Here is a 22,011-nt window from a genome sequence, read left to right on the forward strand (position 1 = left end):
GCGCCGTCGTTTCTCCTAGGATCCAGGGAGCTCAGGATGCCGCTCTCGGACTCGATCACAGGCGTTCGCAGGACGGGGAATGACGTGGCCTTTACACGTATCCTGAAAGCGCAAGGTCGGATGCGCGCCGCCTTCATTCGCACCATGCTTGGCTACAGCGGCCCTCTGGTCATACTCCTGCTTGTCGGCTTCGCCGTCCTTTACGGCACCATGGTGATGACGCTGCGCACGGAAGCGTGGAACAGAGCGATCGTTTCCTCGGACAACCTGCTGCGGTCCCTGGATGGCAACCTTGCGCGAAGTCTTGGGGAATACCACGACACGTTCGAAATCTTGGCGACCGAGTTGGGCACGGCCGAGCACAACAAGCTGGCGGGCGGCCACGAGAGTGTCGCGGTGCGTGCTCATGGCGCCCTGATCAAGTCGACGGGCGACCTCTTTCTGTTCGACGAGACCGGAACGATCCAGGAGCGCTCCCATAACCTCTTGGCACGCGAAGCCCTCAAGCACCGGGACTTTCTGGAGATCCACCGACGCGATCCGTCATTGGCGGTTCGCATCGGCGCACCTTTCCGGGATCGAGCCAGCGGCAACACGGTCCTCTGGATAAGCCGCCGACTGAACCGGCCTGACGGCCGTTTCGCTGGCGTCCTCGCAGGCACGCTTGATACCGGCCGTTGGCGACAGGCGTTCGAAAGCTACTCGATCGGCCCCAAGAGCTCGATCAACCTCTTCCATGCCGACGGCACCCTGATGATGCGCGCTCCCTTTGTGGCGGACCGTATCGGATCCAATTTGGCGGGAACCAACAACTTCAAGCGTTTCGCCGCCGAGCCGTCGGGCACTTTCGTCGGGAAGTCGGCCATCGATGGCGAGGAGCGCGCTTACCATTTTGTCCGCATCGACGACACGCCGCTGATCCTCAACGTCGCCACCTCGACCGCCGAGATCTACGCGGGGTGGTGGCGAGGCACGCTTGTCAGCGGCGTCGTCGTCGCGATTCTTGCAGGGTTGGCAGTCATGCTTAGGCTGGTCCTGTCCCGTGAGTTGCGCCTGCGTCTCGCAAGCGAGGCACGTTATCGCGCCCTCTCGGACGTCGACGGGCTGACAGGCGTCGCCAACCGTCGTCGCTTCGACGAGGTGCTCGTCCTCGAATGGGCTAACGCAGCCGCATCGGGGCGACCCGTGTCGGTGATCATGCTCGACGTCGACCACTTCAAGCTCTTCAACGACAGATACGGCCACCAAGCCGGAGACGCGTGCCTGCGCACCGTCGCTGCGGCTTTGCGGAAGGCAGTCGGGCGCTCGGAAGACCTTGTTGCTCGATATGGTGGGGAGGAGTTCGTCGTCCTACTTCCCGGTACGGACGCAACAGGCAGCGCCGTGGTGGCCGAACGGATCCGAGCAGCGGTCCAGGAGAGCGCCATCTCGCATGCCGGCAATCCGGAAGCGGGTGTCGTCACGGTGAGCCTCGGTACATCGACGGCGGATCCGTCCAGGGACCGCGGCACGGTTCCCTCGCTTCTGGTCTCGTGCGCCGACCAGGCGCTCTACCGGGCCAAGCGGGCCGGCCGGAATAGGGGCGAGCATCAGCCATGCCTGTCGACGGAGACAGATGTCCCCGTCCGCGAGGACGAGAACGCGCGCCTTGCGATCGTGGAGCGGCGGCGCTCACATCTGCCCGTCCGGTCGTCCGCCAACTTCGACGAATTGGCCCGGATCGCCGCCACCGCGCTTGAAGCTTCAGTGGCCTTCGTTTCGCTTGTTGGCTCAGAGCGACAGGCTTTTATCGGCAAGGCGGGCTCGGACGCCGAGGGCATCCCCCGCGAGCAGTCATTCTGTGCTCACGCGATTGCCGGCAACGGCGTGCTTGTCGTAGCGGACGCAGGGACCGATCCTCGCTTCTCTGACAACCCCCTGGTGACGGGTCCCATGGGAGTTCGCTTCTACGCCGGAGCCCCTGTCGTCGACCCCCAGACAGGGCACGGCCTCGGTGCCGTTTGCGTCGTCGACACGGCGCCGCGTGCGGGGCTGACCCCGTTCCAGGAGCGCCTCCTCACAAGCCTTGCGGACGTTGCGGCGCAAAGACTGGTGTCTCGATCCGGGCCGATTCTCCCCGCTGATACTCGGAAGGCCAACACCAGTTCGGTCACGCCAGCGGCAATGCAAGAGCGACACGGATGAGTGTCGAAGTCGTAGCAGGAGCAGCGATCTTCGGCATGGCAATCGTCCGCTTAGGGGTGACAGCCAAGATGTTATGAGCGTCCCGGAAGGGTCGATAGCGGGAATTGCCAAAGACGGCCTAAGACGCCTTCACGATCCGGAACCCGTCGACTTCCTCAACGACCGGCAGGTTCGGCCAGCGCTGCATATCATGCAGAATGACAAGTCGACCGAGGTCGCCGCCGATCTCGCGGTTGATGCGATCAAAGGTCTTGAGCTGGTCCCAAACGCTGCCCGTCGCGTTAGCGAGGGGGACATAGACCCCATCATGGTTGTGGCCGCAGATGTTGCGCTTGGAGTAGACGCAGTCGCCCGAGATCACGAGCCGCCCGCGCGTCGTCTGGACGATCACGAACTGCTGGCCGACCGTGTGGCCGGCGCCAAGCCGAAGATGCAGGCCCGGCAGGAGGTCGTCGACGTCGCCCTCGACCAGGTTCAGACGGTGCTCCAGCGAGGCGTCGAAGGCGTGGCGCAGATCGTCCGGGTTGATGATCTCGGTGAGGTAGCCGAACTGGCGGGGCAGGGCGAGCGCCTCGATCCAGGACAGGAGCTCGGACTTCTGGATGTGGAGCCGAGCTTTCGGAAACTCGTGGATCGAGCCCATGTGGTCGAAATGGGCATGGCTGAGGACGATGTCGGTGACGTCGTTCGGCGCGACGCCGAGGGCGGCCAGCATGCGCAGCGGCGAGACCCAGGAGGGCACGCCAAACTTCTCGCTCATGGCCTCGCCCGAGCCCTCCTTCATGAAACCGGTATCCACCAGCACCACGTGGGTCCCGCTCCGTGCGAGCACAAAGGAGAAGGGAACGTCGACCGTACCCTCGTCGTAGGCGCCATGAACGAGGCCGGCGACAAGCTGGTCCTTCGAGCGGGCGAACTCGATGACGTGGACGTCCCAGTTCGGGCTATCGGTGTCGGGCATGGGGTCAGCTTTCCGCGATCGAGCGGCCGAGGCTCGAAAGCCCGACAGCTAGGATGAGAATGGCACCTTGCAGGACATACTGCGAGAAAGTGGGCGCACCGAAGATGTTGAGGCCGTTGAAGCCGAAGGCGATGATCAGCGCGCCGATCAGCGTTCCGAGGATGTGGAACTCCCCATCCCGTAACGTGGCGGAGCCCAGGAACACAGCGGCAAATGCCGTCAGGAGGTAGCTGTCGGCGGCGCTCGCCGTGCCACTGCCAAGGCGTGAGGCGAGGAGGATACCGGTCAGTGCGGCACAGACGCCCGAGATCGCGAAGCCGAGAATCTTGATGCGGTCGACATCGATGCCAGCGAGCCGCGCGGCTGCCGGATTGCCGCCGACTGCCTGGATCTCCTGACCAAGGGCCGAGCGCTCCACCAGAACCCAAAGGCCGCCAACCACGAGCGCCATGATGACGATATTGTTCGGAATACCGAAGAGCCAGCGACCCAGCGACAGCTGGAGGAACGCTTCCGGAACACCCGACACGATGGGTACGCCGGCGGAATAGGCGAAGGCGAGCCCTGTCAGGATCGTGCCGACGCCGAGCGTCGCGATGACCGAGTTGACCTTGATCTTGGTGACGATCAGTCCGTTGACGAGACCGATCAGGGCACCTGCGCACAGGACGATCAGGATCGCGAGCGGGATCGGCAAACCGTTGGAGACGATGAGGCCGGTCACGAGGATGCCGTGCAAGCTCGCCGCAAAGCCGACGGACAGGTCGAGTTCGCCGACCACCACTGCGAGCGTCAGCCCGGCCGCGATGATCATTGTGAGCGAGGCCTGGTTCAGGACGTTGGTGAAGTTGTTGAGGGTGGGAAAGGCCCGCGGGGAGAGAACTGCAAACGCCGCGATCATGACAAGGAGGCCGATGATCGTCGCATACCGCGCGAAGATGCCGAGCGCGGTCTTCGCCTTCGGAGACAGGCGGCGGGTGGAGACGCTGGTATTGGTCATGGTCTTGTGTCTCCGGCGTTGCGCCCTTCGGCGTAACTCGCCTCGATGATGGCGTTGCGGGTGAGGGCGGGTCCCGTCAGTTCACGCACGATCCGACCTTCCGCCATGACCAGCACCCGGTCGCAGAGATCCGGCAGTTCGTCAGGCTCGGACGATACGACGAGCACCGCCATGCCCTGGAGTGCGAGGTCGCGGATCAGGCTATGGATCTCACCACGGGCGCCGATGTCGACGCCGCGCGTCGGTTCGTCGAGGATCAGGATCTTGGGCTTGCGCAGCAGCCAGCGGCCAATGACGACCTTCTGCTGGTTGCCGCCGCTGAGACGCCCGACCGGCGCATGCCGATCCGGCGTCCGGATCGCCAGTTCGCGGATCATATCGTTGGACAACGTGCGCTGCCGGGCGGAGCTGATGAGCGGCAGGAGATTGCCCGAGACGATCCGAGACAGGCTGGACAGATGGAGGTTGAAGGCAACGCTCTTCGTGAGAATCAGACCTTCGCTGCGCCGCTCTTCGGGCACGAGGCCGAACCCTGCCTTCACGGCGTCCGTGGGGCGGCGAGGCGCGAACTGCCGCCCCTCAAGCCGCATCGTGCCGCCATCCGGTCGGTCGGCGCCGTAGATAAGGCGCATGAGTTCGGTCCGCCCGGCGCCGACGAGACCGCCGATGCCCAGCACTTCGCTACTATGAAGCTCAAGGCTGACATCGCGTACGCGCGGGCTCCGCGTCAACCCGGATACGGCGAAGACGACCTCGTTGCGGCGGATGTCGCCTATGGGCTTTTGGAGGTTCTCGACGGCGCCGCCGACGATCGCCTCGACAAGTGCGGACCGCGTCAGGTCTGCGCCCTCGAGCGTTGCCACTGACCACCCGTCGCGGAACGCCGTGACGCGATGGCAGAGGCGCAGAATCTCGTCGAGACGGTGGGAGACGTAGAGCACCGCGACGCCCGAGCGCGACAGGTCCTCGACGATGCGCAGCAGCGTCTCGGCCTCCGTCGCCGACAGCGAAGCGGTCGGCTCATCCATGACGATGAGGCGGGCCTTTCGCACAAGGGCGCGACAGATGTTGATAAGCCACTTCTCGGCGACCGACAGGCTTTTGACGCTGGAGAAGAGTGGCGCAGCGAGGCCGACGCGCCGCGCCACCGGCTCGACCTCGCGGGCGATCGATCGCCAGTCCACCATGCCAAAGCGCTGGCGTTTGGGCAGTCCAAGCATGATGTTCTGGAGAACCGTCATGCCGGGCACAAACGCCAGTTCCTGGTGGATGAACGTCATGCCGAGATCGGCCGCACGCTGGGGCGCGGAGATTGCGGTACGCTCGCCGTCGACCGCGATCCGTCCCCGGTCGGGCTGCGTCAGCCCGGCCAGGATGCGGATCAGCGTCGACTTGCCTGCCCCGTTCGCACCAACGAGGCCATGCACTTCGCCCGGCCGCACGGCAAGCGAAACGCCCTTGAGCGCCTGAACGCCGCCATAGGACTTGGCGACGTCCTCTGCGACGACGAAGGGCTCGGCATCGGCCATCGGTCGTCGCTCGGCCGGGCGCGGCGCGGCCTGCGGCATCACTTGCCGAGCGCCTCGGGGTGCTGCTTGACGAAATCGGCGACGGTTTCCTTCGTGACGAGAATGGCTGGCACCTCGGCAGCCTTCGGCGTCCAGTCGGCGCCGGCCTTCTTGATCTCGTCCAGCATTTCCACCATCCGCTGGCCTTCGGTGAAGCTGTCCTCCCAAGCGGTCGCGGTCATGTGGCCGTTCTGGACGTTCTCGATCGCCTGCGCGTTGCCGTTGACACCGTAGACCTTCACATCGTCCCGGCCCTGCTGGCGCAGCGCCCCGATCGCTCCGATCGCCGGATCGTCCCAGCAGCCCCAGATGGCAAGGTTGCCGTCGCCGGCCGGGTGAGAGGCGAGCCAGGCGTTCGCATACTGCGCGCCGTCTTCGAAGTAACCTGGAATGCGCACCTCATTCTTGGTGACGGTGATGCCGGGGCTGGCCTTCAGCATCTCGTCGAGAAGAACTTCGCGGTTCCGGCAGACCTCTCCGGTGCGATAGGTCAGAGCGAGGAGACTGCCTTGGCCACCGAGATCGGCAATCATCTTTTCGATCACGGGCTGGGCGATCGGCGCGCCCGATCCATTGGTCGCGGCGACCGATGAGCCGAGACCACCGCCCCAGGTGACTACGGGGATGCCCGCATCCTTGGCCGCGGCCAGACCCGCGCCGATCGACGAATAGGGAAAGACCATGTCGATGATGGCGCCGGCGCCGCGACCGGCGAAGTTCTGGATCGCTGAATTCGCCTGATCGGCACTGCCGGCGGCGTCGATGACGGAGACGGTCCAGCCGGCTTTCTCGGCGGCGGCGGTCGCGCCCGCGATATAGCGCACGTTGTTCGCTTCCGTGGCCGAGATCGAGACGATCCCGAGCAGCGGCTTGTCCTGCGCGACGGCAGGGGCGAGCGTCGCAGCGAGGCCTGCCGCGACAATAGCGATCGTTGAAGCGTTCATAGGATCCTCCCACAGTTGCTTCGGCTCCCGTTACCCTCCCGGCGAACAACAGCGAACCGTTTTGCCAATCTGTGCCGAATACGAGTGGCAATGCAAGTCCCATTGACGCCGGGGCGGCTTCAGATAACGGTATCGGACATGAGAGCGACTTCGGCGCATTGCTGAAACGGTTAGCTGCGGAGCATGTTTGGCAACAATCCGAGACGTCGCAAAAGTGGCTGGGGTTTCTACGGCAACCGTGTCGGCGGTGGTCAACGATACTGCCTATGTCAGTCCCTCGTTGCGGGCCCGTGTCCTGGCCGCGATCGTCGACCTCGACTACGCCCCGATGTCGGCCGCCCGCAATCTGAAGCGCGGCCGCAGCCAGCTGATTGCGTTGGCCGTATCGGATTTGAGCAATCCGTTCTTCGCCCGCATTGTCTGCGCCGCCGAGGCGGCGGTGGCCGACTGGGGTTACTCGCTGGTTCTCTTCAACAGCGATGAGAAGCCGGAGAACGAGCGGCGGATCCTCGCTCGAGTCCGAGCCCTGTCGTGCGATGGGCTTATGTTGGTTCCGATTGATGCGAGCCTGCGCCTTGATGGCCGCGATGGGGAAGGCGGCCGGATCCCGACCGTCCTGTTCGGGCGACGCGTTGCGGACGATCGCTGTGACACTGTTACAATCGATAATGTCTCGGCGGCTCGGCAGGTCGCCAACTACCTCCTTGATCTTGGTCACCGCCGCATCGCGACGATCACCGGACCGCTTCATCTAACCACGGGGCGAGGGCGTCTCGACGGCCTCCTGGAGGGAATGGCGGCACGGGGTCTGGAGCCTGAGCCTTCGCATATCCGCAACGGAGCGTTCCGAGAGGACGTCGCTTATTCGGTGGCTCGAGAGCTGCTGACGAGTGCTGACCGTCCCACCGCGATCTATGTCGCCAACGGTGTCATGGCGCTCGGTGTCATGCGGGCGCTTGCTGACCTTGGGTTGTCGTGCCCGAACGACGTGTCCATCGCGTCCACTGACACTATTCCGGGCATCGGCGGGCTGCGTCCTCGCCTGACGCGAACGGAACATCCGATTTCGGACATGACCAACGAGGCGCTGCGGCTGCTTGTCGACCGTATCGAACGGGGGCCGGCCGCAGATCCTCGGAACGTCGTGTTCCAGCCAGCTTTGATCCTAGGTGAAAGCTGCGGGCCGGTGCAGCAGACCTTCGGCGCTTCAGCATCCGTTTTGTAAACCGAAGGTCGGGGGTTCAATCCCCTCAGCCGGCACCACCCTAACCTACTGACATCATTGTGCAAATTCGATCGGATCGACACCATAACCGTGTCGCGGCGTGTTGCATGTATTTCCATCGGGTTTCGTTGATTTTCAGGGGTTCTCGCCGAGTTGCGGCTTGTTCGCGCGACATGGATGCGACACGTCGCGCCGGTCCGGGTAGCAAAATGGTAGCAGTACGTTCTCGGCGTGTTCCCGGTAGCGTGCACCGGATCAGGCACGTAATCTTTGTGGCGAACGGAGAGGGATACCCATGAGCCTGAGAGCAAGAGATGGCGACCGAACCGAGACGATCCAGCTTCGGGACGACGCCTCCCTCGACAACGTCCGTGAAGCCTTCAACGAATTGATCGCTTCTGCGGATGGCGCGGAGTTGCGTGGAATCGAGGTCAGCCAGTCGATCTGGCATCGCGGTATCGGCGATGAGTACCAAGGTGTTCCCTTAGCGCCTGCAGACGACCTTTATCCAGAAGTCGCTGTGCGCTCCGTGTTCGTGGGCAACGGTTGACGACAACCGAGGGAACTAGGCATGCTGAAATTCGCCGCCGGCGCCATCGTTGGTGCGATCCTTACAGCCACCACTGGCGCCCTAGCTGTGGTCCATGCTGAGGTGAACACGAACGGCGTGTTGAAGGGCTACATCGTGCAGGACAAGCGCGGGCGCGCGGTCTGCCGCGATCCGATGGTCTGGAACCAGTTCCGCGGCCCCGAGAGCTACATCAACTGCCAGTAGGAATTTCGACGTCACGGTACGATCGTGTAGGCCAAGTACGCCATAGCGCTTACGCGCTGCTCGGCATCAGCTGTTGTGCCCTCCTGTCGGCCAACCTTGCGGAGGCGGCGCCAAAGAACGCCTACGATGCCTGTGTTAGCCGCCTGTGCAATTCAACGACGCAGCGCGACTGCTGGGTGAAGGCTGGGGCGGCTATGTGCGATAGCGACCAGATCCAGTGCAAGGAACTGCCGGATCACGCGCCCGCAAAGGCGCTGCGCCACGTCGGCGATCGCTGGCAGGTCCAGACGAGCTATGGCAAAGGCTACGTGAGCGACCGCATGATGATGCTCGACGGCCGATCCTGTCCGGCGCTGCTCGACTGATTTTCCTTATGCGCGCGGCTCGGCGACGTAGATTGGACAGAGGCAGACCATGCCGGTCAAGCGGCTTCCCTGGCGCAAGTTCACGCCGGCGCAGATCGCGCTGATCGAGCGGCTGAGCGCGGCCGGCGGCAACGTTCTTGTCGACGAACTGCAGTATGGCGAGCAGCTGGCGCTGAACGAACTACGGCAGCTGAAGCTTGCTGAAATGCGGCTCGGCGCCTACTCGAAGCTCGAGGCGGTGCTGACCGCTGCCGGCGCCGCTCTACGCGACAAGGGGTTCACGACCGACCGCGTCGTTCTTCACGTCACGCCATCGCAGGCTGAGCTTCTGCGCTTCCTCGACGATGGCTGCCCCTCTGAGGAGAGCATCGGCAGCGAACCGAACAGCATGTCGGGGCAGATGAAGGACGTCTGCCGTCGTATGTGCCTTCGCGGTTGGGCGGAACGACACGGCGGGCGGGACGGCTTGCGCTGGGTCCGGCTCACGCCAGCTGGCCACGAGGTCCTGGCTGCCGTCAACGAGTGGGATCAAGCGATCCGGGAAGCTGGCGCAATTGAGAGGCATCAGCTTCACTGACCCTTACGCTCGATCGAAGATGCAGGCCTCGAGTTCACGATAAACCGCCATTTCCGGCGTCATGTGCTTAGACAACTCGATCTTAAAGGCGTCAGCGGTAATGCTGCCGACGATTCCGCAGATGCTCCGGATTCGGTTCGTATCATCCTTCAGGTTCTGGTTTGCGATATCCTGCACGAATGCGTCATAAGCCTCCTCGTTAAACTGCTTCTGGTTCGCCGCGCAGAAGGCTTTCAGCACTTCCTTATCGTAGAGGTAGTTCTCAATTTCCCAGCGCTTCAGGACACGATGATTTTGCCCATTCGTTCTCAGGTAGATTTGTCGATCGTTCTCATTGGTATCCCTGCCGGATGCCATGTCGCGATCCTTCAAAACCCAGATGTCGACGGCTGGGAACACCTTTCCAAGGACTGCCAAGGCGATGGCGCTCCTTTGATCGGGCTCAGTATTGCCGCCGCTCGATGTGAAAAAGGCTTCGGGCCGTCCCCTCGCGAAGATGTTGTTGAAGACCTGCGCATCCATGCCGCGCTCACGATTATTTGGGCCTGGTTCTGCCCGGCCTTCACAATAAACGATCGTTGAGGGGCTGATGAGGTGAGCGAGATCGTCGAGCGCGATCGAGAATAGGTCGCGCCAAGTACCCGGGCCAACCTCGACAGGGCGCAGCACGTGGGCTTCCGACGCTAAGCTATGTTCTGGCTTGAATTGAACTATCTGACATTTGTCATGCAACTTGAGCTGCAGGGCACGGATGAAGCCAATGCTGTGCGTCGTAATCCAAAGCTGACACCTCTCTCCAATGAGACGATCGATCTCAACAAGAAGATTACCTTGAATTGACGTGTTTATATGTAGCTCAGGCTCATCGATTAAAAAGACGGTATCATCGTAATCATCTTTGCGGAGATATAAATCAAGTAGAATGTCCACCACCTCCTTTTCGCCATATGATAGCACATTGAATTCAAATTCGTGCGGATGATCCGGCTTGGAAAAATACAGAGTTCCCTGACTTCCTTCAACGTTTCCAATTCCTGAAATTTCTAGATCTAGGCAGTTCTTCAGAGATTTGTTCAAATCACCGATGATCTTAGCCTTCGCCTCGCTTGGCTTGAGATCGTTGTCATCCCGATATTTATTGTACATCGCGTATAGGAGGCGGTAGTTTGCCTCCATTTTTCCATCGATCGCACCAGCATACGCTGCTCCGTACTGGTTTTGACGGATCGGATCGACAGCTCTCGTCTCAGTAATCTTGAGATTATTGTTGTATCGATATGGACTTCGAAAAGAAAATATGGTGTTTCCTTTATTCTCTTCGGCGCGTCTATGATATTGGGCTCCATAGTCCCCTGTTGTGAACATCACCTCTACGCTGGTTGCGTTGATAATGACATCTGAGCGCATCGAGTAGTAACTGTTTTCTCTGTTGAAATGTGTTCCAACATGGTTCCATTTGCTTGCGTGATGCATGAGCCCGTCTAGGACGCTACTCTTCCCGCAACCGTTTGGGCCGACTAGCGCAACAATGCGTTTTGGATTTTCGCCCAAATCGATAGTAAGGTCGTGGAAGCGCTTGTACCCATTCTTTAAACGAATCGATTTTATGAACATGAGATAGAATCGCTGCGACTTGAGCTAGGGTGCCCACAACCCTGGCACGAACGAGGGCGCCGCGAAATCGAACCAGGTAGAAGGTTCGTTTCATCGACAGGTTCGTACTAGTTATACCCACTCAGCACCTTGAACTCTAAGACATCCCCTTTCCCCCAGACCTGAGGAAAGCTCACACCTCTCTCGGCCGACCATTCGGCCGCACGACTATCGCAGGGTTCCGGTGCAGCCCGCCCTTCGCCATAGGCACCTCGCGGAACGTGAAGAAGATGTCGGCCTCGGCGTCGAAGCGGGTTGTGGCCACTGCGGCGATCGCCGCATAGACGCCTTTGGGCGCCTGCTTGGAGCGGGCAGGCAAGCCGTCCTTCGGGTCCAATTTCACGCCGTAGGGTACGTCCGAGGCGATCACGAACTCGGCCGCGTCCGGAATGTCACCGCCCGAGCCGAGCTGGATCAAGCGGCCGTCGGCGTACACGCTGTGTGAGGCGCGATAGGCGCCGGTCAGCCGTGGCGACTCCAGCTCGAGCTGTCGCAGGATCCACCGGAGCGCTGTAACTTCGGTGTTGAACTTGGCGACGATCGTGCCGTCCGGCTTCACGCTGCCAAGTGGCGCGCCCTGGCGGCCGTCGACCGCGATCTTCGGCTTCCCGCTCGTCCGGCCGGCCGCCGCCTCGTTCCTCGCCTTCGTGACGGCGATCTCTTCACGCGCGAACGACGCCAGCATCCGAGACCGGGCCGTCGGGCTCTTCATCTCGTCGACGAGAAGGGCGAGCTCGCGCGTGAAGGGATCGCTCACCCTCAGACGCTCGTAGGCTGGTGCTCGGGCAGCAGCGCACGGACCGCGTCGAAACGCTCCGTTATCGCCTGACGCCAGGCGTTGTCCTTGGGGTCCACGCCGTAGCCCGGGAAGACGAAGGCCACGACGAGTGTGGACAGGCCCTCGAACATGTCGTTCGGGATCGCGTCCATGCCGACTACCTTGCCGATCTCTCGGAGAAGCCGGTCGGTGAGGATCAACACGCGCGCCGCGTACTCGCCGCGGGCGGCGGTCCAGTATGCGAACCCTGCGTCTCGTCCTTCAGGGCCGAAGACCGCCGCCACGTTCGACAAGTACGCCTCGCAGGCCTCGCCGAACCGGGTCAGGTACAATGGGATGTTGTCGGCCAGGTCGGGCGTGTGACCGATCTCGAGGTCGTGCTCGATGACCTTCACCATCAGCTCGAACCAGACGCCGCCGTGCGCCTTGCCCATCTCGCGCGCCTCGGCGATCAGCCGCAGCCCTTCGGCGCGCTGCCGCGCCTCGAGGATCTCCGAAGCGCCGTCCAGCGACCGAGGCGGATTGAACTGCCCATCGGAGCAGCCCGTCCGACGCTTGGCCCGCACGACAGGCCCGGCCCAGCCGGAGAAGGAAGCCAGCGGCGGGGCTCCGACCATGGAGGATCCGAGCAGGCTGTTTTTGAGACTGGTCATCAGGCAGCGACCTTTGCCAGCTTGGCGGCCTTCCGGGCGCGCTTGGCAGCGGCTCGGTCGAGTTCCGGTGAATGGATCGCAGACTTCTGGAAGGGCTCCGGTTCGATCGGCACACCCGGTTCGTCCGCCCAGCGATGCACGACGCGCTGCGACACGCCGTCCTTCGAGACCTCCGTCAGCGTGATGTGCCCGCCGACGAGGGATATCGGCGTCGTGCCGGTGAACGCGCTCCCCATGTCCGCGGGATCGACCATCATGCGCCGTTGGGCCTCCATGATCGGGATGCCGTGACGGATCGGATCGAAGCGACGGACCGCGTCGTCGCCTTCGAGGCTGGCGCCGAGCGACCGGAGGTTCACGAACCATTCCTCGCCGGACGGGTATGGGCCGACGGTGAACTCGTCGATCTGCTCGACTTCGCCGACGGCATAGTCCGTGCCTTCAGCACGGGTCATGAAGTTGAGCGCCTTCACTCGCTGCTCATCGTCCGACCAGCCGACGACATAGAGATCGACGTCGGCCCAAGACGTGTAGCCGGCGTCGCGCGCACGCAGATCCTGCCACTCGCTGAGGTCGTCCTGAAGCCGAGCGGCGAGATCGTCGAAGGAGCGATAGCGAATGGAGAAGTCGAGCGCGAACTCGGCGACGACCTTCTGCAGGCCGCGGACGGCGATCGCCGCGTTCAGGTTCGGGATCGGCATCGCCTTGTTGCCGAAGCCCACGATATGGCCATCCGGCAGATAGAATGCGCCGTCGGTCATCAGGAAGGCGCGGTCAGGCCGCACGAAGACGTTGATTGCCGTCATGATCGAACTCCATTGCCCGCTCACGGTGGGCCTTCGGATTGGATTTGCCGCCGCCGATCGGCGACGCGATGATGCCGACACCGGCACCGAGTGCCATGCCGACCGGGCCAGCTGCCGAGCCGAGACCGAGCGCGCCACCGAACTGGCCGGCGAGCTCATAGCCGCCCATCAGGCCCGAGATACCGCCCATCAGCGGATTGCCCGATGAGTAGGCGTTGCCCGCGATGCCGGCGAGGCCCATGAGGGCGCCGAAGCCCGCCTGGCCGCGCGACATGCCGGGCGTCGCGCCCTGGCCGGCGTAGCCTGTGTCGAACCGCCCGGCGCCGTAGCTCTCGATGCCGTCTTCGACACCCTTCGACACGCCCTTCGCGAGATCGCGCGTCGTGCCGCCGAGGATGCTGTCGGCCTTCGCGAAGTGCGAGGCGAACTGGTGATCGACCTTGTCGCGGACCGAGCCCCACGTCCCGCCGTTTGCGGCGTCCGACGCGCCGTAGCGCCCCGGGCGGCCGGCGTTGATCGTCGAGTACAAGTCGTAGATGTCCATGCCGGGCTTGAAGCCGCGGTCCTGGAGATAGCCGACGACCGCGTCCATCTGGTCGGAGAGCGTCTGTCCGATCGCCGCGCCGTAGCGCTTCTGCTCGGTCGGGCCGAACTGAATCAGGCCGATGTGACGATCGCCCGCACCACCGCGGATGCTGGTCGAGAAGCTGCCGCCGGTCTCGAATGAGATAACGGCCGCTAGGTCGCGAGCCGTGGTCCCGATCCGGTTGGCACCATCCTTCAGGACGTCGGCGAGCGACGAACTGGCACTCGTCATCTTCGTGGCGGCCGCGGTCGCCGCCGGCAAGGCGTACTTGTCCGCGTAGGGATAGCTCGGCGACTGGTAGGCCGGGCGCGCCGTCGGGATCGGGACGTTCTGGTTGGCAGCGAGGCCACCGAGGATCGACACGACGTTGTTCCGGCCGGTCTGCCCGTCGCCGAACAACCCGCCGAACAGCCGCTCGAAACCGGCCGAAGCGAGCTTCTGCCCGAGGCCGGACAGTGCCTGCGCCAGGTTGTCGACAAGACTGCCGCCCTTACCGAGCGCTTCGATGATGCTGCCGAAGACGTCTGAGGCCACTTGGCCCATATCGGCCATCGCGTCCTGCTGGGCGCGGACCGAGTCGTTGAACCGCATTGCGGCGGCGAGCCGCTGCCCCTCGAAGCTGTCGAAGTCGAGATCGAGATTGCGGATGGTCTGGCGGATTTCCTGCTCGCTGTCCGTGAAGCCGAGGATCGACCGCTCGAACTCGACGTCGGCAGTGAACTCGGCGATGCGCTCGCGCTGACGCTTGGCGTCCTCGGCCGCCTTCTGCCGCTCGCGCTCGGCCGAGGTGTTCGTGCGGATCTTGTCGGTCAGCCGGCCGATCTCGTCGGCCTCCCGGTTGATCTGGTCGACGAGGGCCGGATTGATAGCGCCGGCCTTCGCGTCGTTCGCGGCGCGCTGCGCCTCGGTCATCGCGTCAAGCTTGAACCGGGCAGCGGCGATGGCGCCCTCGCTCTCGCCGTACATGTCGACCTGAAGCCGCAGCTCGGCGACGGACTTCTCGATGCTGGCCTTCTGTTCGGCCACGGCATCGGAATAGGACCGGGTCGCGGTCTCGGTCTTCGTCAGCGCGGCCGCCTGGTCCTCAAGCTGCTTGCGCAGATCGTCCGTCACGTCCGGGTTGATCCGGTCGCCGAAGCGACGCTCGAGCGCCGCGTTGTCCGGCCTGTCCTGGGCGGCCGGCTTCGGCAGGCGCGAGCGCGAGTTGACGATCGCATCCATGGCGGCCTGAAGAGCCTGCGTGTTCGTGGCGGCGTTCATGACGTCGGTGCCGAGACGGCGCATCTCGCCGGCCAACGCTTTGACCTCGTCGCTGGCGCCCGGCTTGATCTGGATTTGCGCCATGCGCTCGACGAACGCCTTGGCTTGTATCTCGCCCCGGCTGAACTGCCCGTAGAGCTCGCGGATCTCGGCCTGCGCGTTGCGGACCTCGCCGTTGAAGAGGTCGAGCACGGCCTTCGCGCTGCCAAGTGTGCCCATGTCGAGCCGGACCGCTTCACCACGGCCGAGGTTCTCGACGGCGCCCTTCAGTTCGTCCTTCGCGACCTTCAGACTGTCGACGAGTTGGCCGACCGCCATGCCCTCTGTGAGCTTGGCGCCGGCCGAATAGACGAGATCAGCAGCGCGACCCGCTTCGCCGAAGCTGTCGCGAACGGCGTCGACTGAGCGCTTAAACTCGTCCATCGAGTTCTTCGCGGCCTTGGCCTCGGGGCCATCCGACATGAGCCACAGCGCGCCGGCCGCCGCCGTCGTGGCGCCGAGGGCGATGCCCACCGGGCCGAGGGACGTGACGAACCCGCCAACCGCTGTCGCGATCGCGCCGATGCTGGATTTTATACCGCCGCCTTCCTGCAGCACTTGCGCGACCTGACCGGCCTGCGAAGCCAGGATCTGGAACGGCGACGCGCCCATCGCGAGCATCGTGCCCATGTCGTTCAGCTGGAAACCGAGGCCCTGCACCTGGCCAGACGTCAGCTTCACGTTCTGGTTCGCAGCCTCGGCGCCTTTGCCCATCTGGTCGAAGCGTTTGGCCGCGGTCGCGAGGATGACGTTGCCCTGCTCGGTCGTCAGATTGCGAAGGCCGATCTGGTGCGCGACGTCCTGTTCGACCTTCAGGTATCGGGTGGCGTTGGCGTACGTGTCGTCGTAGGCGCGACGGAGGTTTTCGGCACGCTTCATCTCTGCCGAGGCCAACTTGTTGACCGCCTCGGCAGCCTTCAGACTCTCCGTCTGCTGCTTACGCAGCGCGTCGCCGAACGGTTTCAGCTCGGCGGTCAGCGCCTTCGTCATCGAGGCCATCTGACGCTCGGCCTCAATGGCTGGCTTCATGCCAGCGGCCAGCGACTTGTAGGCGGCTGGGTCCATCTCGGCCTTCATCCGCTTCAGCGTCGCGGCCGCGCCCTCGGTCTGCTGCCCGAATGCCTCGACGTCGCGCGCACCTTTCTAGATACCGGACGTATCGGCGGTGACGATGAGCTTGCGGGTGACTGTCGCTGCAGCCATTAGCTGCGCCCCCCAACCTGCCGATCGTGGCTTCGGCCACTATCTGCACGCGAAACGACGCCAGCGTCGAAGTCGCCACGGCGGAAGACGCCCGGGAACGTTTGACCGGCCCGCGCGAGTTTCTCTGCCGCCGCTCGAATGGCGAACTCGTTCGGCGTCACGCCCGCACGGTTGGCGGCGTCATGAATGGCTTCCCGGAAGCCACTGGTGACGCGCGCACCGCTGAGAAAAAGCTGAGCTGTTGCCATGAGCCAAGACCTTCGTTCTGTTGAAAGTCATATGGTGGTGGCTGTTGCTATCGATTACTGGACATGTGCGGACATTACTATGCAATGGCACGCGAGGCAGAGCGATCAACAACTGATGCCAAGCGACAGGAAGTAGCGCGTAAGTGCTGGAGAGTCCCGGTGCCCCTCGCGAAGCAGGTCGAGCGCCTGCCGATCCCCATATCGCTTCGCCTCGAGCGCCACAGCAGAGATCTCCCATGGAGCGCCCAGCGATGAGCGTCGACCAATGCCATCCTCCTTGCACCAACGTCGGATCGTTTTCTCGTTTTTACCGGTGCGATAGGCCGCCTCCTTCAGCGAGATAATCTCTTCCGGGCGCATCAGGACAGGCGAGGGGAGCGTACTGGTGGTCATGGAGGGAAACTCTCCAGATGTTCGGGGGACAGATGCAGGTGCGGGCATGGGCAGCCGAACGCGCCAGCGGGCTAAATTCTTACGAGCAAAAAAAATCTGCGAATGAGGCCCCTGTCGGTAGACACCCCCACGACCGCCCTGACTTTCGATCCCCCCTCTCGTCGGGGTCGATCGATGGGCATCGACAGAGGGTGGCGGAGCTTCGACGACGGACGACATTGGAATCTCATCCGTCGTCGTCCGTCGGTCGTCCGTCACATCAAGGCACTGTTCTAATTGGGTTTTCGCCGTGACGGACGACGACGGACGACATTTCCCTACCTTCTCTAGGCAGTGCTCCTGTACGTCTCTACCGATCGCCCAAACAGCATCGTTCAAAGAGTTGTTGGGATGTCGTCCGTCATTTGGTCGCCCGAGCCCACGGAATGTTCCCGCGACGGTCCTTCTTCTGCCTCGTCCAGCCAAGGCGTGTCATCGCAGCGGTGATACGTGTCTGTTCCGCACGCCCTAGGCGCGACGTCGCTATGAAGAGCGCGTCCCGCGCCACGTCGCCGACAAGGACGGAGCCGGGCTGCTCGTCGAGGAACTTGGCAAGGTTCGCCTCCCAAGCGTCCTCTTCAAATCGAGCGTCTTGTTCCGGCGCGATGTGCTCGCGCTCGAACGTGGCGTCCGGCCACCACGGGTCGCCGGCTTCGAAGCGCACGACCGCTTCGGCGAAGAGCTGATCACGATCACGTGCCAGCGCGTCGATGTCGATCGCGCCTACGCCTACCGGCCAGAACCGACGACCTCCGCTCTCGTCCCGCAGATAGACTGAGGCGTTGGTCGTGCCGATGAAGATGCACTGCCTCGGCTGGTCAACCTCGAACTTTCCGTAGGGCGGACGATACCGTTCATGGGTGCGGGTGATGAATGCCTTCAGGGCGGCATGATCCGCCTTGCCCATCGCGGACATCTCGGCGACCTCGATCAGCCATTTCCCCGCGAGATGGATCGACGCATCTTTGCCCTGCCGAATGTCCGGAAGAGCGTCCGAGAACCAGGCGCCTGCCAAGACGGCGCAAGCCGTGGACTTCTTCGCACCTTGTGCGCCCTCGAGCACGAGCATGTGGTCGGCCTTCACGCCCGGCCGGCGGATACGTGCCACGAGTGCGATCAGGAACATTATGCCGATCGCATCGATGTACGGGCTTCGCGACGCGCCGAGGTATCTGCCCAGCCAACCGGCGAGCCGAGACGTACCGTCCCAGCGCAGACCGTTCAGATAGTCGCGGACCGGGTTGAACGATCGCTCCGACGCACGCATCGCCATCCCGCGCGTCGTCACACCCTCGCCAATGCCGCGCAGTCCTTCGCTCTGCAGGTAGCATTCGAGGACAGAGATGTCGGTATCGACGACGGGGCGCGGGGCAGCAAGGTCTGGCTCGTCCGGCAGGGCACGCATGAGCATGGGCCGCGCCTGCATTTCGTCGAAGGCGAAGCAGGCGCTGATCTTCGGATCCAACCGAAGGGCCGTGACGACATTCTTCAGGATTGAAAGTGGTTCACCGTTCTTGGCCTTGATAGCTGCGGCGAGCCACGCTTTCCGAGGAGCCGTAGAGCCCTCGACGTCCTCGAAATGTGCGGCGGGGTCGACTGGACCATCCAGCTTCGGCCATGCATCGTCGAGCGTCTTAGGCCAGCTGTCCCGGTCCAGGTACTTTTCGGCGACGCTATCAGGGAACGCCTCCCAGATCGCTCGCGCTTCCGCCTTGCTGAACCCGGCTCGCTTTATCTTTCCCGTGCATGAGAACCAGTGACTGGACCTGTCACGACCGGCCGGGAGGTTCTCGATGTCGTGTCGGACGTGCTTCGGAAGCCGCTTGAGGACGGCATCCGTCTCGTCGATCGTCAGTCGAACGTTGTGGCCTTTCACCGGCTTCGCAGCGACCGCGTCCGTCGTGCTTGGCACGGCAGGCAGCAGACCCGCAAACGCGTTCGGATCGAACGCAGCTCCCAGCGACACGATGTAGGTTGGGCTGTCGGTACGGCCGTGCCGCTCTCTCTTATCCTGCGAGGGCATATTCTGCGTGCCAGCAAGCCGGTACGGCTGCACGGGATTCCCCGTGTTGGCATCACCCCCCAGCTTCCGCAGCCGATCGCCGATGTCCTTCGCATTCTTTGCAGAAAGCAGACGATCGAAGACGAACCAACGATGTTCGTTGTCCGGCTCCGAGGATCGCACGACGAGTGAGGGAACAGCGAACGATGCCGGTCGCTCGCCATTGTAGGCGTCGACGTCGATGACGAGAGCAAACACGCCGATCGTGTCGCCTTCGGCTTGCCCGCGTTCCTTCGGACCTAAGCCGGGCCGCACGAGGCGCGGCTCGACGTAGCAGTTCCAGCCTTCCTGAGAATGGCGCACGGCAGCGCGGATCATCTGCTCGCGCTCACCCAGCACGAACCGTTCGAGGACCTGGAACAGCGGCTTTCCTTTAAAGTCGAGCCTGGTCCGATGCTGGCCGGTGATCTGCAAACGTCCACCGCAAGCGCCGTCGCTCGCCGCGGCTCTGGCCACGTCGTGGATCCAATGAACGAAGGCCGTAATCTGCTCGACGTCGGGCGTCAGCGCCTTGGCAACGCTCGCCGGGTAATCCATAATAAGTGCGGACAAGGGGTGTCATCCTCTCGCCGCCGCAACTCGTTGCGGCTGCATGTCTCGATTGGATGCCGAAGGGCAGCTTGGCGGCCTTCCCCTTCGGCGATAGCGTTCGGATGACGATCGCGTCTCCTGGGTTGAACTGACGGCTTTCCCAAGGGAAACCGTCAGTGGGTTTCCTAGAATTGGTTACACGCATAGGGCCGGGGTGGTAGTCGCCCCTCTGCTGACGTATCGACCTTTCAGGAGTCGTGGGGATCGAACGCCCGAGCGATCAGTCCTTGGGCACGGTGTCGCAGCAGCGGGAAGCTCGTATGCTGAACGATCATCTCCAGATCATCGACCGCTTCCTTTATCCCGTCGTAGTCATTGGTGGTTCGCGCAACGGCTAGATCGGTATGCACACGGTGCAGTAGGTCTCGCTCGGCGGCGAACTCCATCACCTTGGTCATCGCAACTGTTCCCGTGTGAGATTGTCGAAGAACCTCTGGGCTCTGAGCACCGCACGAGCACCGTGCGCATAGGTGCCACCGTCCAAGCGTTCAGCGCCCGCTTCGTCCAGGATCAGCGAGAACGTCCCGGACGGCATCGCTCGGTCGTTTTCCATTGCGACGAGCCCGCGGCACACGCCTACAAGTAGACCCTGCCGCTGATGCGAGTTGAGGTTCGGCACACATGCCTCGTCGGGCCAGCCAACGAGCGCGCGGAAGGCGTCCTCGAGATCTGTGCGACAGGAGCTAAACCCCGCTCGGTGGAGGTTGGCGATGAGGTCGGCTGCAGCCGAAGAACGACGGACCGCGCTCATGCCGTCACCTCGTCGCCCTCGATCTGCCGGCGAGCCACCTCGTCGACAATCTCCGTCAATCTTGCCCGAGCGCGCTTGCGGACGCTTTCGAACTGCGAGAGCCGAATGACATGCTCGAGGTCGTCGGTCGTTTCGATAAGGGCGCGCCGGTCGTAACCGATAGAGCCGATCCGACGCAGCCGGAGCTGCTGCATGGCGCGGGCTTCGGCGCGCTCGAAGATCCGTACCTCGTTGTCGTAGGCGGCGAGACGGCTCATGCCGCATCTCGGCAGTCCGATGCGAACAATTGCGCGGTCTTCTTGCCCTCGGTCGCCATCCGACAGCGGAACAGGTCGAGCAGGTATCCGCAGCCGAGATCGTTGAGCTCTCGCTCATCCAGCCGGGCGCGCATCAGGCTTATCTCGTCATCGACGAGCTCGGCGATGTCGTCAGGTCTGAACCGGTGGCGCAGGAAGCGATCCAAGATGCGGCCGGCCGCCGCCTTCGCGGCGCGATCGACAACCATGGCGCCGACGAGAGCCGACAGGCTTATGCCTCCTAGAACGGTGATCGCGCCCGGCTCGGCGGCCGACCGCTCGTTACTTCCGTTGTCGTCCAGAGACGCCAGCAGCGCCTCGATATTGGTGAAGGTTGGGCCGCCGCGCGCCTCGGGATCGGCGTCCCATTCAGCGATCTTGACGGCGTCTTGGTCACCTAGGTGCGTGCCGTTGGCGCTCATGCCGCCACCTCGTCGAAGAAGCGCTCCAGCGCCTCGCGTTTAGCGACCCAGCGGTGGCCGATCTGCCGTGCCGGCAGGGCACCGGACGCCAGCATCCCATACGTCTGGCGATCGGTCCGTCCGATCACCTTGGCGATGCCACTGATCCCCCAGACGAGATCGAATTCAGCGTCCACAGCTTTGCTCATCTTACACCTCCGCTTTCCTATGGTTGCGACTTGCACCTATTGTTAATAAGCGTGCGCTATGTTGATTGCAAGTCGCACTCACGGGATTTATGTTGATGAGCGATCGAGAACGTTACCCAAGCGAAGCGGCTGACAGGTTTCAGGTCCGAATGACGAGCGGGTTGCGCGATCGAATTCGGCAGGCCGCAGAAGCGAACAATCGTTCGATGAACTCTGAAATTGTCGCGACTCTTGAGGAGAAGTATCCAGCCCCAGAGCCGGCTACGATCGAGGAACTGGAGGCGGCAATTCGAGGGATCACGGAGCTCCTCGATCGAGCCGGGCCGAACGGCCAGGACGAGAGGATTCAGGAACTTGCTCGTCTGCTGGTGGAGCGTTGGTTCGAGCCACCCGAAGAGGCCGCCCCCAAGAAGAAGCGTGGGGAATTGGATCGAACCTGAAGAG

The 22,011-nt window shown here is 63.1% G+C and carries 23 protein-coding genes; 7 read left to right on the plus strand and 16 right to left on the minus strand.

Annotation, left to right across the window (positions count from 1 at the left end):
* Positions 1 to 36 precede the first annotated feature (36 nt).
* A complete protein-coding gene (locus tag ASF65_RS03270) occupies positions 37 to 2,184 on the plus strand; it encodes a diguanylate cyclase (RefSeq protein WP_156369145.1) in 2,148 nt (715 codons plus the stop codon).
* Between the two features lie 118 nt (positions 2,185 to 2,302).
* Here the strand turns inward: ASF65_RS03270 and ASF65_RS03275 are convergent, their stop codons facing one another.
* The 4 genes from ASF65_RS03275 to ASF65_RS03290 are packed head-to-tail and all read right to left on the minus strand — an operon-like array spanning position 2,303 to position 6,657.
* Positions 2,303 to 3,145 (minus strand): N-acyl homoserine lactonase family protein, encoded by an 843-nt coding sequence (locus ASF65_RS03275; RefSeq protein WP_055885146.1) that lies wholly within the window; start codon positions 3,143 to 3,145, stop codon positions 2,303 to 2,305.
* Positions 3,146 to 3,149: 4 nt separating this feature from the next.
* Positions 3,150 to 4,145, minus strand: coding sequence for an ABC transporter permease (locus tag ASF65_RS03280; protein ID WP_055885149.1), 996 nt, complete (start codon positions 4,143 to 4,145; stop codon positions 3,150 to 3,152).
* Complete coding sequence (locus ASF65_RS03285; RefSeq protein WP_244486546.1) at positions 4,142 to 5,674, minus strand: sugar ABC transporter ATP-binding protein; 1,533 nt, start codon at positions 5,672 to 5,674, stop codon at positions 4,142 to 4,144. Before ASF65_RS03285 ends, ASF65_RS03280 begins: the two co-directional genes overlap by 4 nt.
* 38 nt (positions 5,675 to 5,712) lie before the next feature.
* Positions 5,713 to 6,657, minus strand: a complete 945-nt coding sequence (locus tag ASF65_RS03290) for a substrate-binding domain-containing protein (RefSeq protein ID WP_055885154.1) — start codon at positions 6,655 to 6,657, stop codon at positions 5,713 to 5,715.
* Positions 6,658 to 6,844: 187 nt separating this feature from the next.
* Here ASF65_RS03290 and ASF65_RS20690 point away from each other — a divergent pair, with 187 nt between their 5' ends.
* From ASF65_RS20690 to ASF65_RS03310, 5 genes are all read left to right on the plus strand, one after another.
* The gene (locus ASF65_RS20690) at positions 6,845 to 7,882 is read left to right on the plus strand and encodes a LacI family DNA-binding transcriptional regulator (RefSeq protein WP_082505156.1); all 1,038 of its coding nucleotides are present in this window, start codon (positions 6,845 to 6,847) and stop codon (positions 7,880 to 7,882) included.
* 295 nt (positions 7,883 to 8,177) lie between these two features.
* Positions 8,178 to 8,432 carry a hypothetical protein gene (locus ASF65_RS03300; protein WP_055885156.1) on the plus strand — a complete coding sequence of 85 codons (255 nt, stop codon included), beginning with the start codon at positions 8,178 to 8,180 and terminating at the stop codon, positions 8,430 to 8,432.
* 21 nt (positions 8,433 to 8,453) lie between these two features.
* A complete protein-coding gene (locus tag ASF65_RS03305; protein WP_055885157.1) occupies positions 8,454 to 8,657 on the plus strand; it encodes a hypothetical protein in 204 nt (67 codons plus the stop codon).
* A 194-nt stretch (positions 8,658 to 8,851) separates the two neighbouring features.
* Positions 8,852 to 9,022 (plus strand): hypothetical protein, encoded by a 171-nt coding sequence (locus ASF65_RS21180; protein WP_156369146.1) that lies wholly within the window; start codon positions 8,852 to 8,854, stop codon positions 9,020 to 9,022.
* Positions 9,023 to 9,071: 49 nt separating this feature from the next.
* A complete protein-coding gene (locus ASF65_RS03310; RefSeq protein ID WP_055885160.1) occupies positions 9,072 to 9,599 on the plus strand; it encodes a hypothetical protein in 528 nt (175 codons plus the stop codon).
* Positions 9,600 to 9,602: 3 nt separating this feature from the next.
* Here the strand turns inward: ASF65_RS03310 and ASF65_RS03315 are convergent, their stop codons facing one another.
* From ASF65_RS03315 to ASF65_RS03370, 12 genes are all read right to left on the minus strand, one after another.
* Positions 9,603 to 11,213, minus strand: a complete 1,611-nt coding sequence (locus tag ASF65_RS03315; protein WP_055885163.1) for an AAA family ATPase — start codon at positions 11,211 to 11,213, stop codon at positions 9,603 to 9,605.
* A gap of 172 nt (positions 11,214 to 11,385) precedes the next feature.
* The gene (locus ASF65_RS03320) at positions 11,386 to 11,937 is read right to left on the minus strand and encodes a hypothetical protein (protein WP_156369147.1); all 552 of its coding nucleotides are present in this window, start codon (positions 11,935 to 11,937) and stop codon (positions 11,386 to 11,388) included.
* A gap of 74 nt (positions 11,938 to 12,011) precedes the next feature.
* Entirely contained in the window at positions 12,012 to 12,683 is a 672-nt protein-coding gene (locus tag ASF65_RS03325) for a hypothetical protein (RefSeq protein ID WP_055885168.1), read from the minus strand.
* Entirely contained in the window at positions 12,683 to 13,489 is an 807-nt protein-coding gene (locus tag ASF65_RS03330; protein WP_055885171.1) for a hypothetical protein, read from the minus strand. The genes ASF65_RS03325 and ASF65_RS03330 overlap by 1 nt, the downstream gene beginning before the upstream one ends.
* Positions 13,458 to 16,439, minus strand: a complete 2,982-nt coding sequence (locus ASF65_RS03335; RefSeq protein ID WP_162239447.1) for a phage tail length tape measure family protein — start codon at positions 16,437 to 16,439, stop codon at positions 13,458 to 13,460. The genes ASF65_RS03330 and ASF65_RS03335 overlap by 32 nt, the downstream gene beginning before the upstream one ends.
* Positions 16,440 to 16,930: 491 nt before the next feature.
* A complete protein-coding gene (locus tag ASF65_RS03340) occupies positions 16,931 to 17,218 on the minus strand; it encodes a hypothetical protein (protein ID WP_055885175.1) in 288 nt (95 codons plus the stop codon).
* A gap of 400 nt (positions 17,219 to 17,618) precedes the next feature.
* Positions 17,619 to 19,871 carry a virulence-associated E family protein gene (locus ASF65_RS03345; protein ID WP_244486548.1) on the minus strand — a complete coding sequence of 751 codons (2,253 nt, stop codon included), beginning with the start codon at positions 19,869 to 19,871 and terminating at the stop codon, positions 17,619 to 17,621.
* Between the two features lie 227 nt (positions 19,872 to 20,098).
* Positions 20,099 to 20,308 (minus strand): hypothetical protein, encoded by a 210-nt coding sequence (locus ASF65_RS03350; RefSeq protein ID WP_055885178.1) that lies wholly within the window; start codon positions 20,306 to 20,308, stop codon positions 20,099 to 20,101.
* Positions 20,305 to 20,661 carry a hypothetical protein gene (locus ASF65_RS03355; RefSeq protein ID WP_055885180.1) on the minus strand — a complete coding sequence of 119 codons (357 nt, stop codon included), beginning with the start codon at positions 20,659 to 20,661 and terminating at the stop codon, positions 20,305 to 20,307. Before ASF65_RS03355 ends, ASF65_RS03350 begins: the two co-directional genes overlap by 4 nt.
* Positions 20,658 to 20,918, minus strand: a complete 261-nt coding sequence (locus tag ASF65_RS03360) for a hypothetical protein (protein WP_055885184.1) — start codon at positions 20,916 to 20,918, stop codon at positions 20,658 to 20,660. The genes ASF65_RS03355 and ASF65_RS03360 overlap by 4 nt, the downstream gene beginning before the upstream one ends.
* A complete protein-coding gene (locus ASF65_RS03365) occupies positions 20,915 to 21,379 on the minus strand; it encodes a hypothetical protein (protein WP_055885187.1) in 465 nt (154 codons plus the stop codon). Before ASF65_RS03365 ends, ASF65_RS03360 begins: the two co-directional genes overlap by 4 nt.
* Entirely contained in the window at positions 21,376 to 21,567 is a 192-nt protein-coding gene (locus ASF65_RS03370) for a hypothetical protein (RefSeq protein ID WP_055885192.1), read from the minus strand. Before ASF65_RS03370 ends, ASF65_RS03365 begins: the two co-directional genes overlap by 4 nt.
* A 95-nt stretch (positions 21,568 to 21,662) precedes the next feature.
* Between ASF65_RS03370 and ASF65_RS03375 the strand changes: the two genes are divergently transcribed.
* Complete coding sequence (locus ASF65_RS03375; protein WP_162239448.1) at positions 21,663 to 22,007, plus strand: Arc family DNA-binding protein; 345 nt, start codon at positions 21,663 to 21,665, stop codon at positions 22,005 to 22,007.
* Positions 22,008 to 22,011: the final 4 nt, after the last annotated feature.

Origin of the sequence: Aureimonas sp. Leaf324, from assembly GCF_001423245.1 — a bacterium.
GTDB lineage: Bacteria > Pseudomonadota > Alphaproteobacteria > Rhizobiales > Rhizobiaceae > Aureimonas.

What these genes read in the sequence shown, in the direction of transcription:
- ASF65_RS03340 (WP_055885175.1), bottom strand. Translation starts at nt 17,218, where the DNA reads ATGACCACCAGTACGCTCCCCTCGCCTGTCCTGATGCGCCCGGAAGAG.
- ASF65_RS03280 (WP_055885149.1), bottom strand. Translation starts at nt 4,145, where the DNA reads ATGACCAATACCAGCGTCTCCACCCGCCGCCTGTCTCCGAAGGCGAAG.
- ASF65_RS03285 (WP_244486546.1), bottom strand. Translation starts at nt 5,674, where the DNA reads ATGGCCGATGCCGAGCCCTTCGTCGTCGCAGAGGACGTCGCCAAGTCC.
- ASF65_RS21180 (WP_156369146.1), top strand. Translation starts at nt 8,852, where the DNA reads ATGTGCGATAGCGACCAGATCCAGTGCAAGGAACTGCCGGATCACGCG.
- ASF65_RS03335 (WP_162239447.1), bottom strand. Translation starts at nt 16,439, where the DNA reads ATGGACCCAGCCGCCTACAAGTCGCTGGCCGCTGGCATGAAGCCAGCC.
- ASF65_RS03290 (WP_055885154.1), bottom strand. Translation starts at nt 6,657, where the DNA reads ATGAACGCTTCAACGATCGCTATTGTCGCGGCAGGCCTCGCTGCGACG.
- ASF65_RS03365 (WP_055885187.1), bottom strand. Translation starts at nt 21,379, where the DNA reads ATGAGCGCCAACGGCACGCACCTAGGTGACCAAGACGCCGTCAAGATC.
- ASF65_RS03315 (WP_055885163.1), bottom strand. Translation starts at nt 11,213, where the DNA reads ATGTTCATAAAATCGATTCGTTTAAAGAATGGGTACAAGCGCTTCCAC.
- ASF65_RS03330 (WP_055885171.1), bottom strand. Translation starts at nt 13,489, where the DNA reads ATGACGGCAATCAACGTCTTCGTGCGGCCTGACCGCGCCTTCCTGATG.
- ASF65_RS03270 (WP_156369145.1), top strand. Translation starts at nt 37, where the DNA reads ATGCCGCTCTCGGACTCGATCACAGGCGTTCGCAGGACGGGGAATGAC.
- ASF65_RS03300 (WP_055885156.1), top strand. Translation starts at nt 8,178, where the DNA reads ATGAGCCTGAGAGCAAGAGATGGCGACCGAACCGAGACGATCCAGCTT.
- ASF65_RS03275 (WP_055885146.1), bottom strand. Translation starts at nt 3,145, where the DNA reads ATGCCCGACACCGATAGCCCGAACTGGGACGTCCACGTCATCGAGTTC.
- ASF65_RS03320 (WP_156369147.1), bottom strand. Translation starts at nt 11,937, where the DNA reads ATGCTGGCGTCGTTCGCGCGTGAAGAGATCGCCGTCACGAAGGCGAGG.
- ASF65_RS03310 (WP_055885160.1), top strand. Translation starts at nt 9,072, where the DNA reads ATGCCGGTCAAGCGGCTTCCCTGGCGCAAGTTCACGCCGGCGCAGATC.
- ASF65_RS03305 (WP_055885157.1), top strand. Translation starts at nt 8,454, where the DNA reads ATGCTGAAATTCGCCGCCGGCGCCATCGTTGGTGCGATCCTTACAGCC.
- ASF65_RS03360 (WP_055885184.1), bottom strand. Translation starts at nt 20,918, where the DNA reads ATGAGCCGTCTCGCCGCCTACGACAACGAGGTACGGATCTTCGAGCGC.
- ASF65_RS03350 (WP_055885178.1), bottom strand. Translation starts at nt 20,308, where the DNA reads ATGACCAAGGTGATGGAGTTCGCCGCCGAGCGAGACCTACTGCACCGT.
- ASF65_RS03375 (WP_162239448.1), top strand. Translation starts at nt 21,663, where the DNA reads ATGAGCGATCGAGAACGTTACCCAAGCGAAGCGGCTGACAGGTTTCAG.
- ASF65_RS03325 (WP_055885168.1), bottom strand. Translation starts at nt 12,683, where the DNA reads ATGACCAGTCTCAAAAACAGCCTGCTCGGATCCTCCATGGTCGGAGCC.
- ASF65_RS03355 (WP_055885180.1), bottom strand. Translation starts at nt 20,661, where the DNA reads ATGAGCGCGGTCCGTCGTTCTTCGGCTGCAGCCGACCTCATCGCCAAC.
- ASF65_RS03370 (WP_055885192.1), bottom strand. Translation starts at nt 21,567, where the DNA reads ATGAGCAAAGCTGTGGACGCTGAATTCGATCTCGTCTGGGGGATCAGT.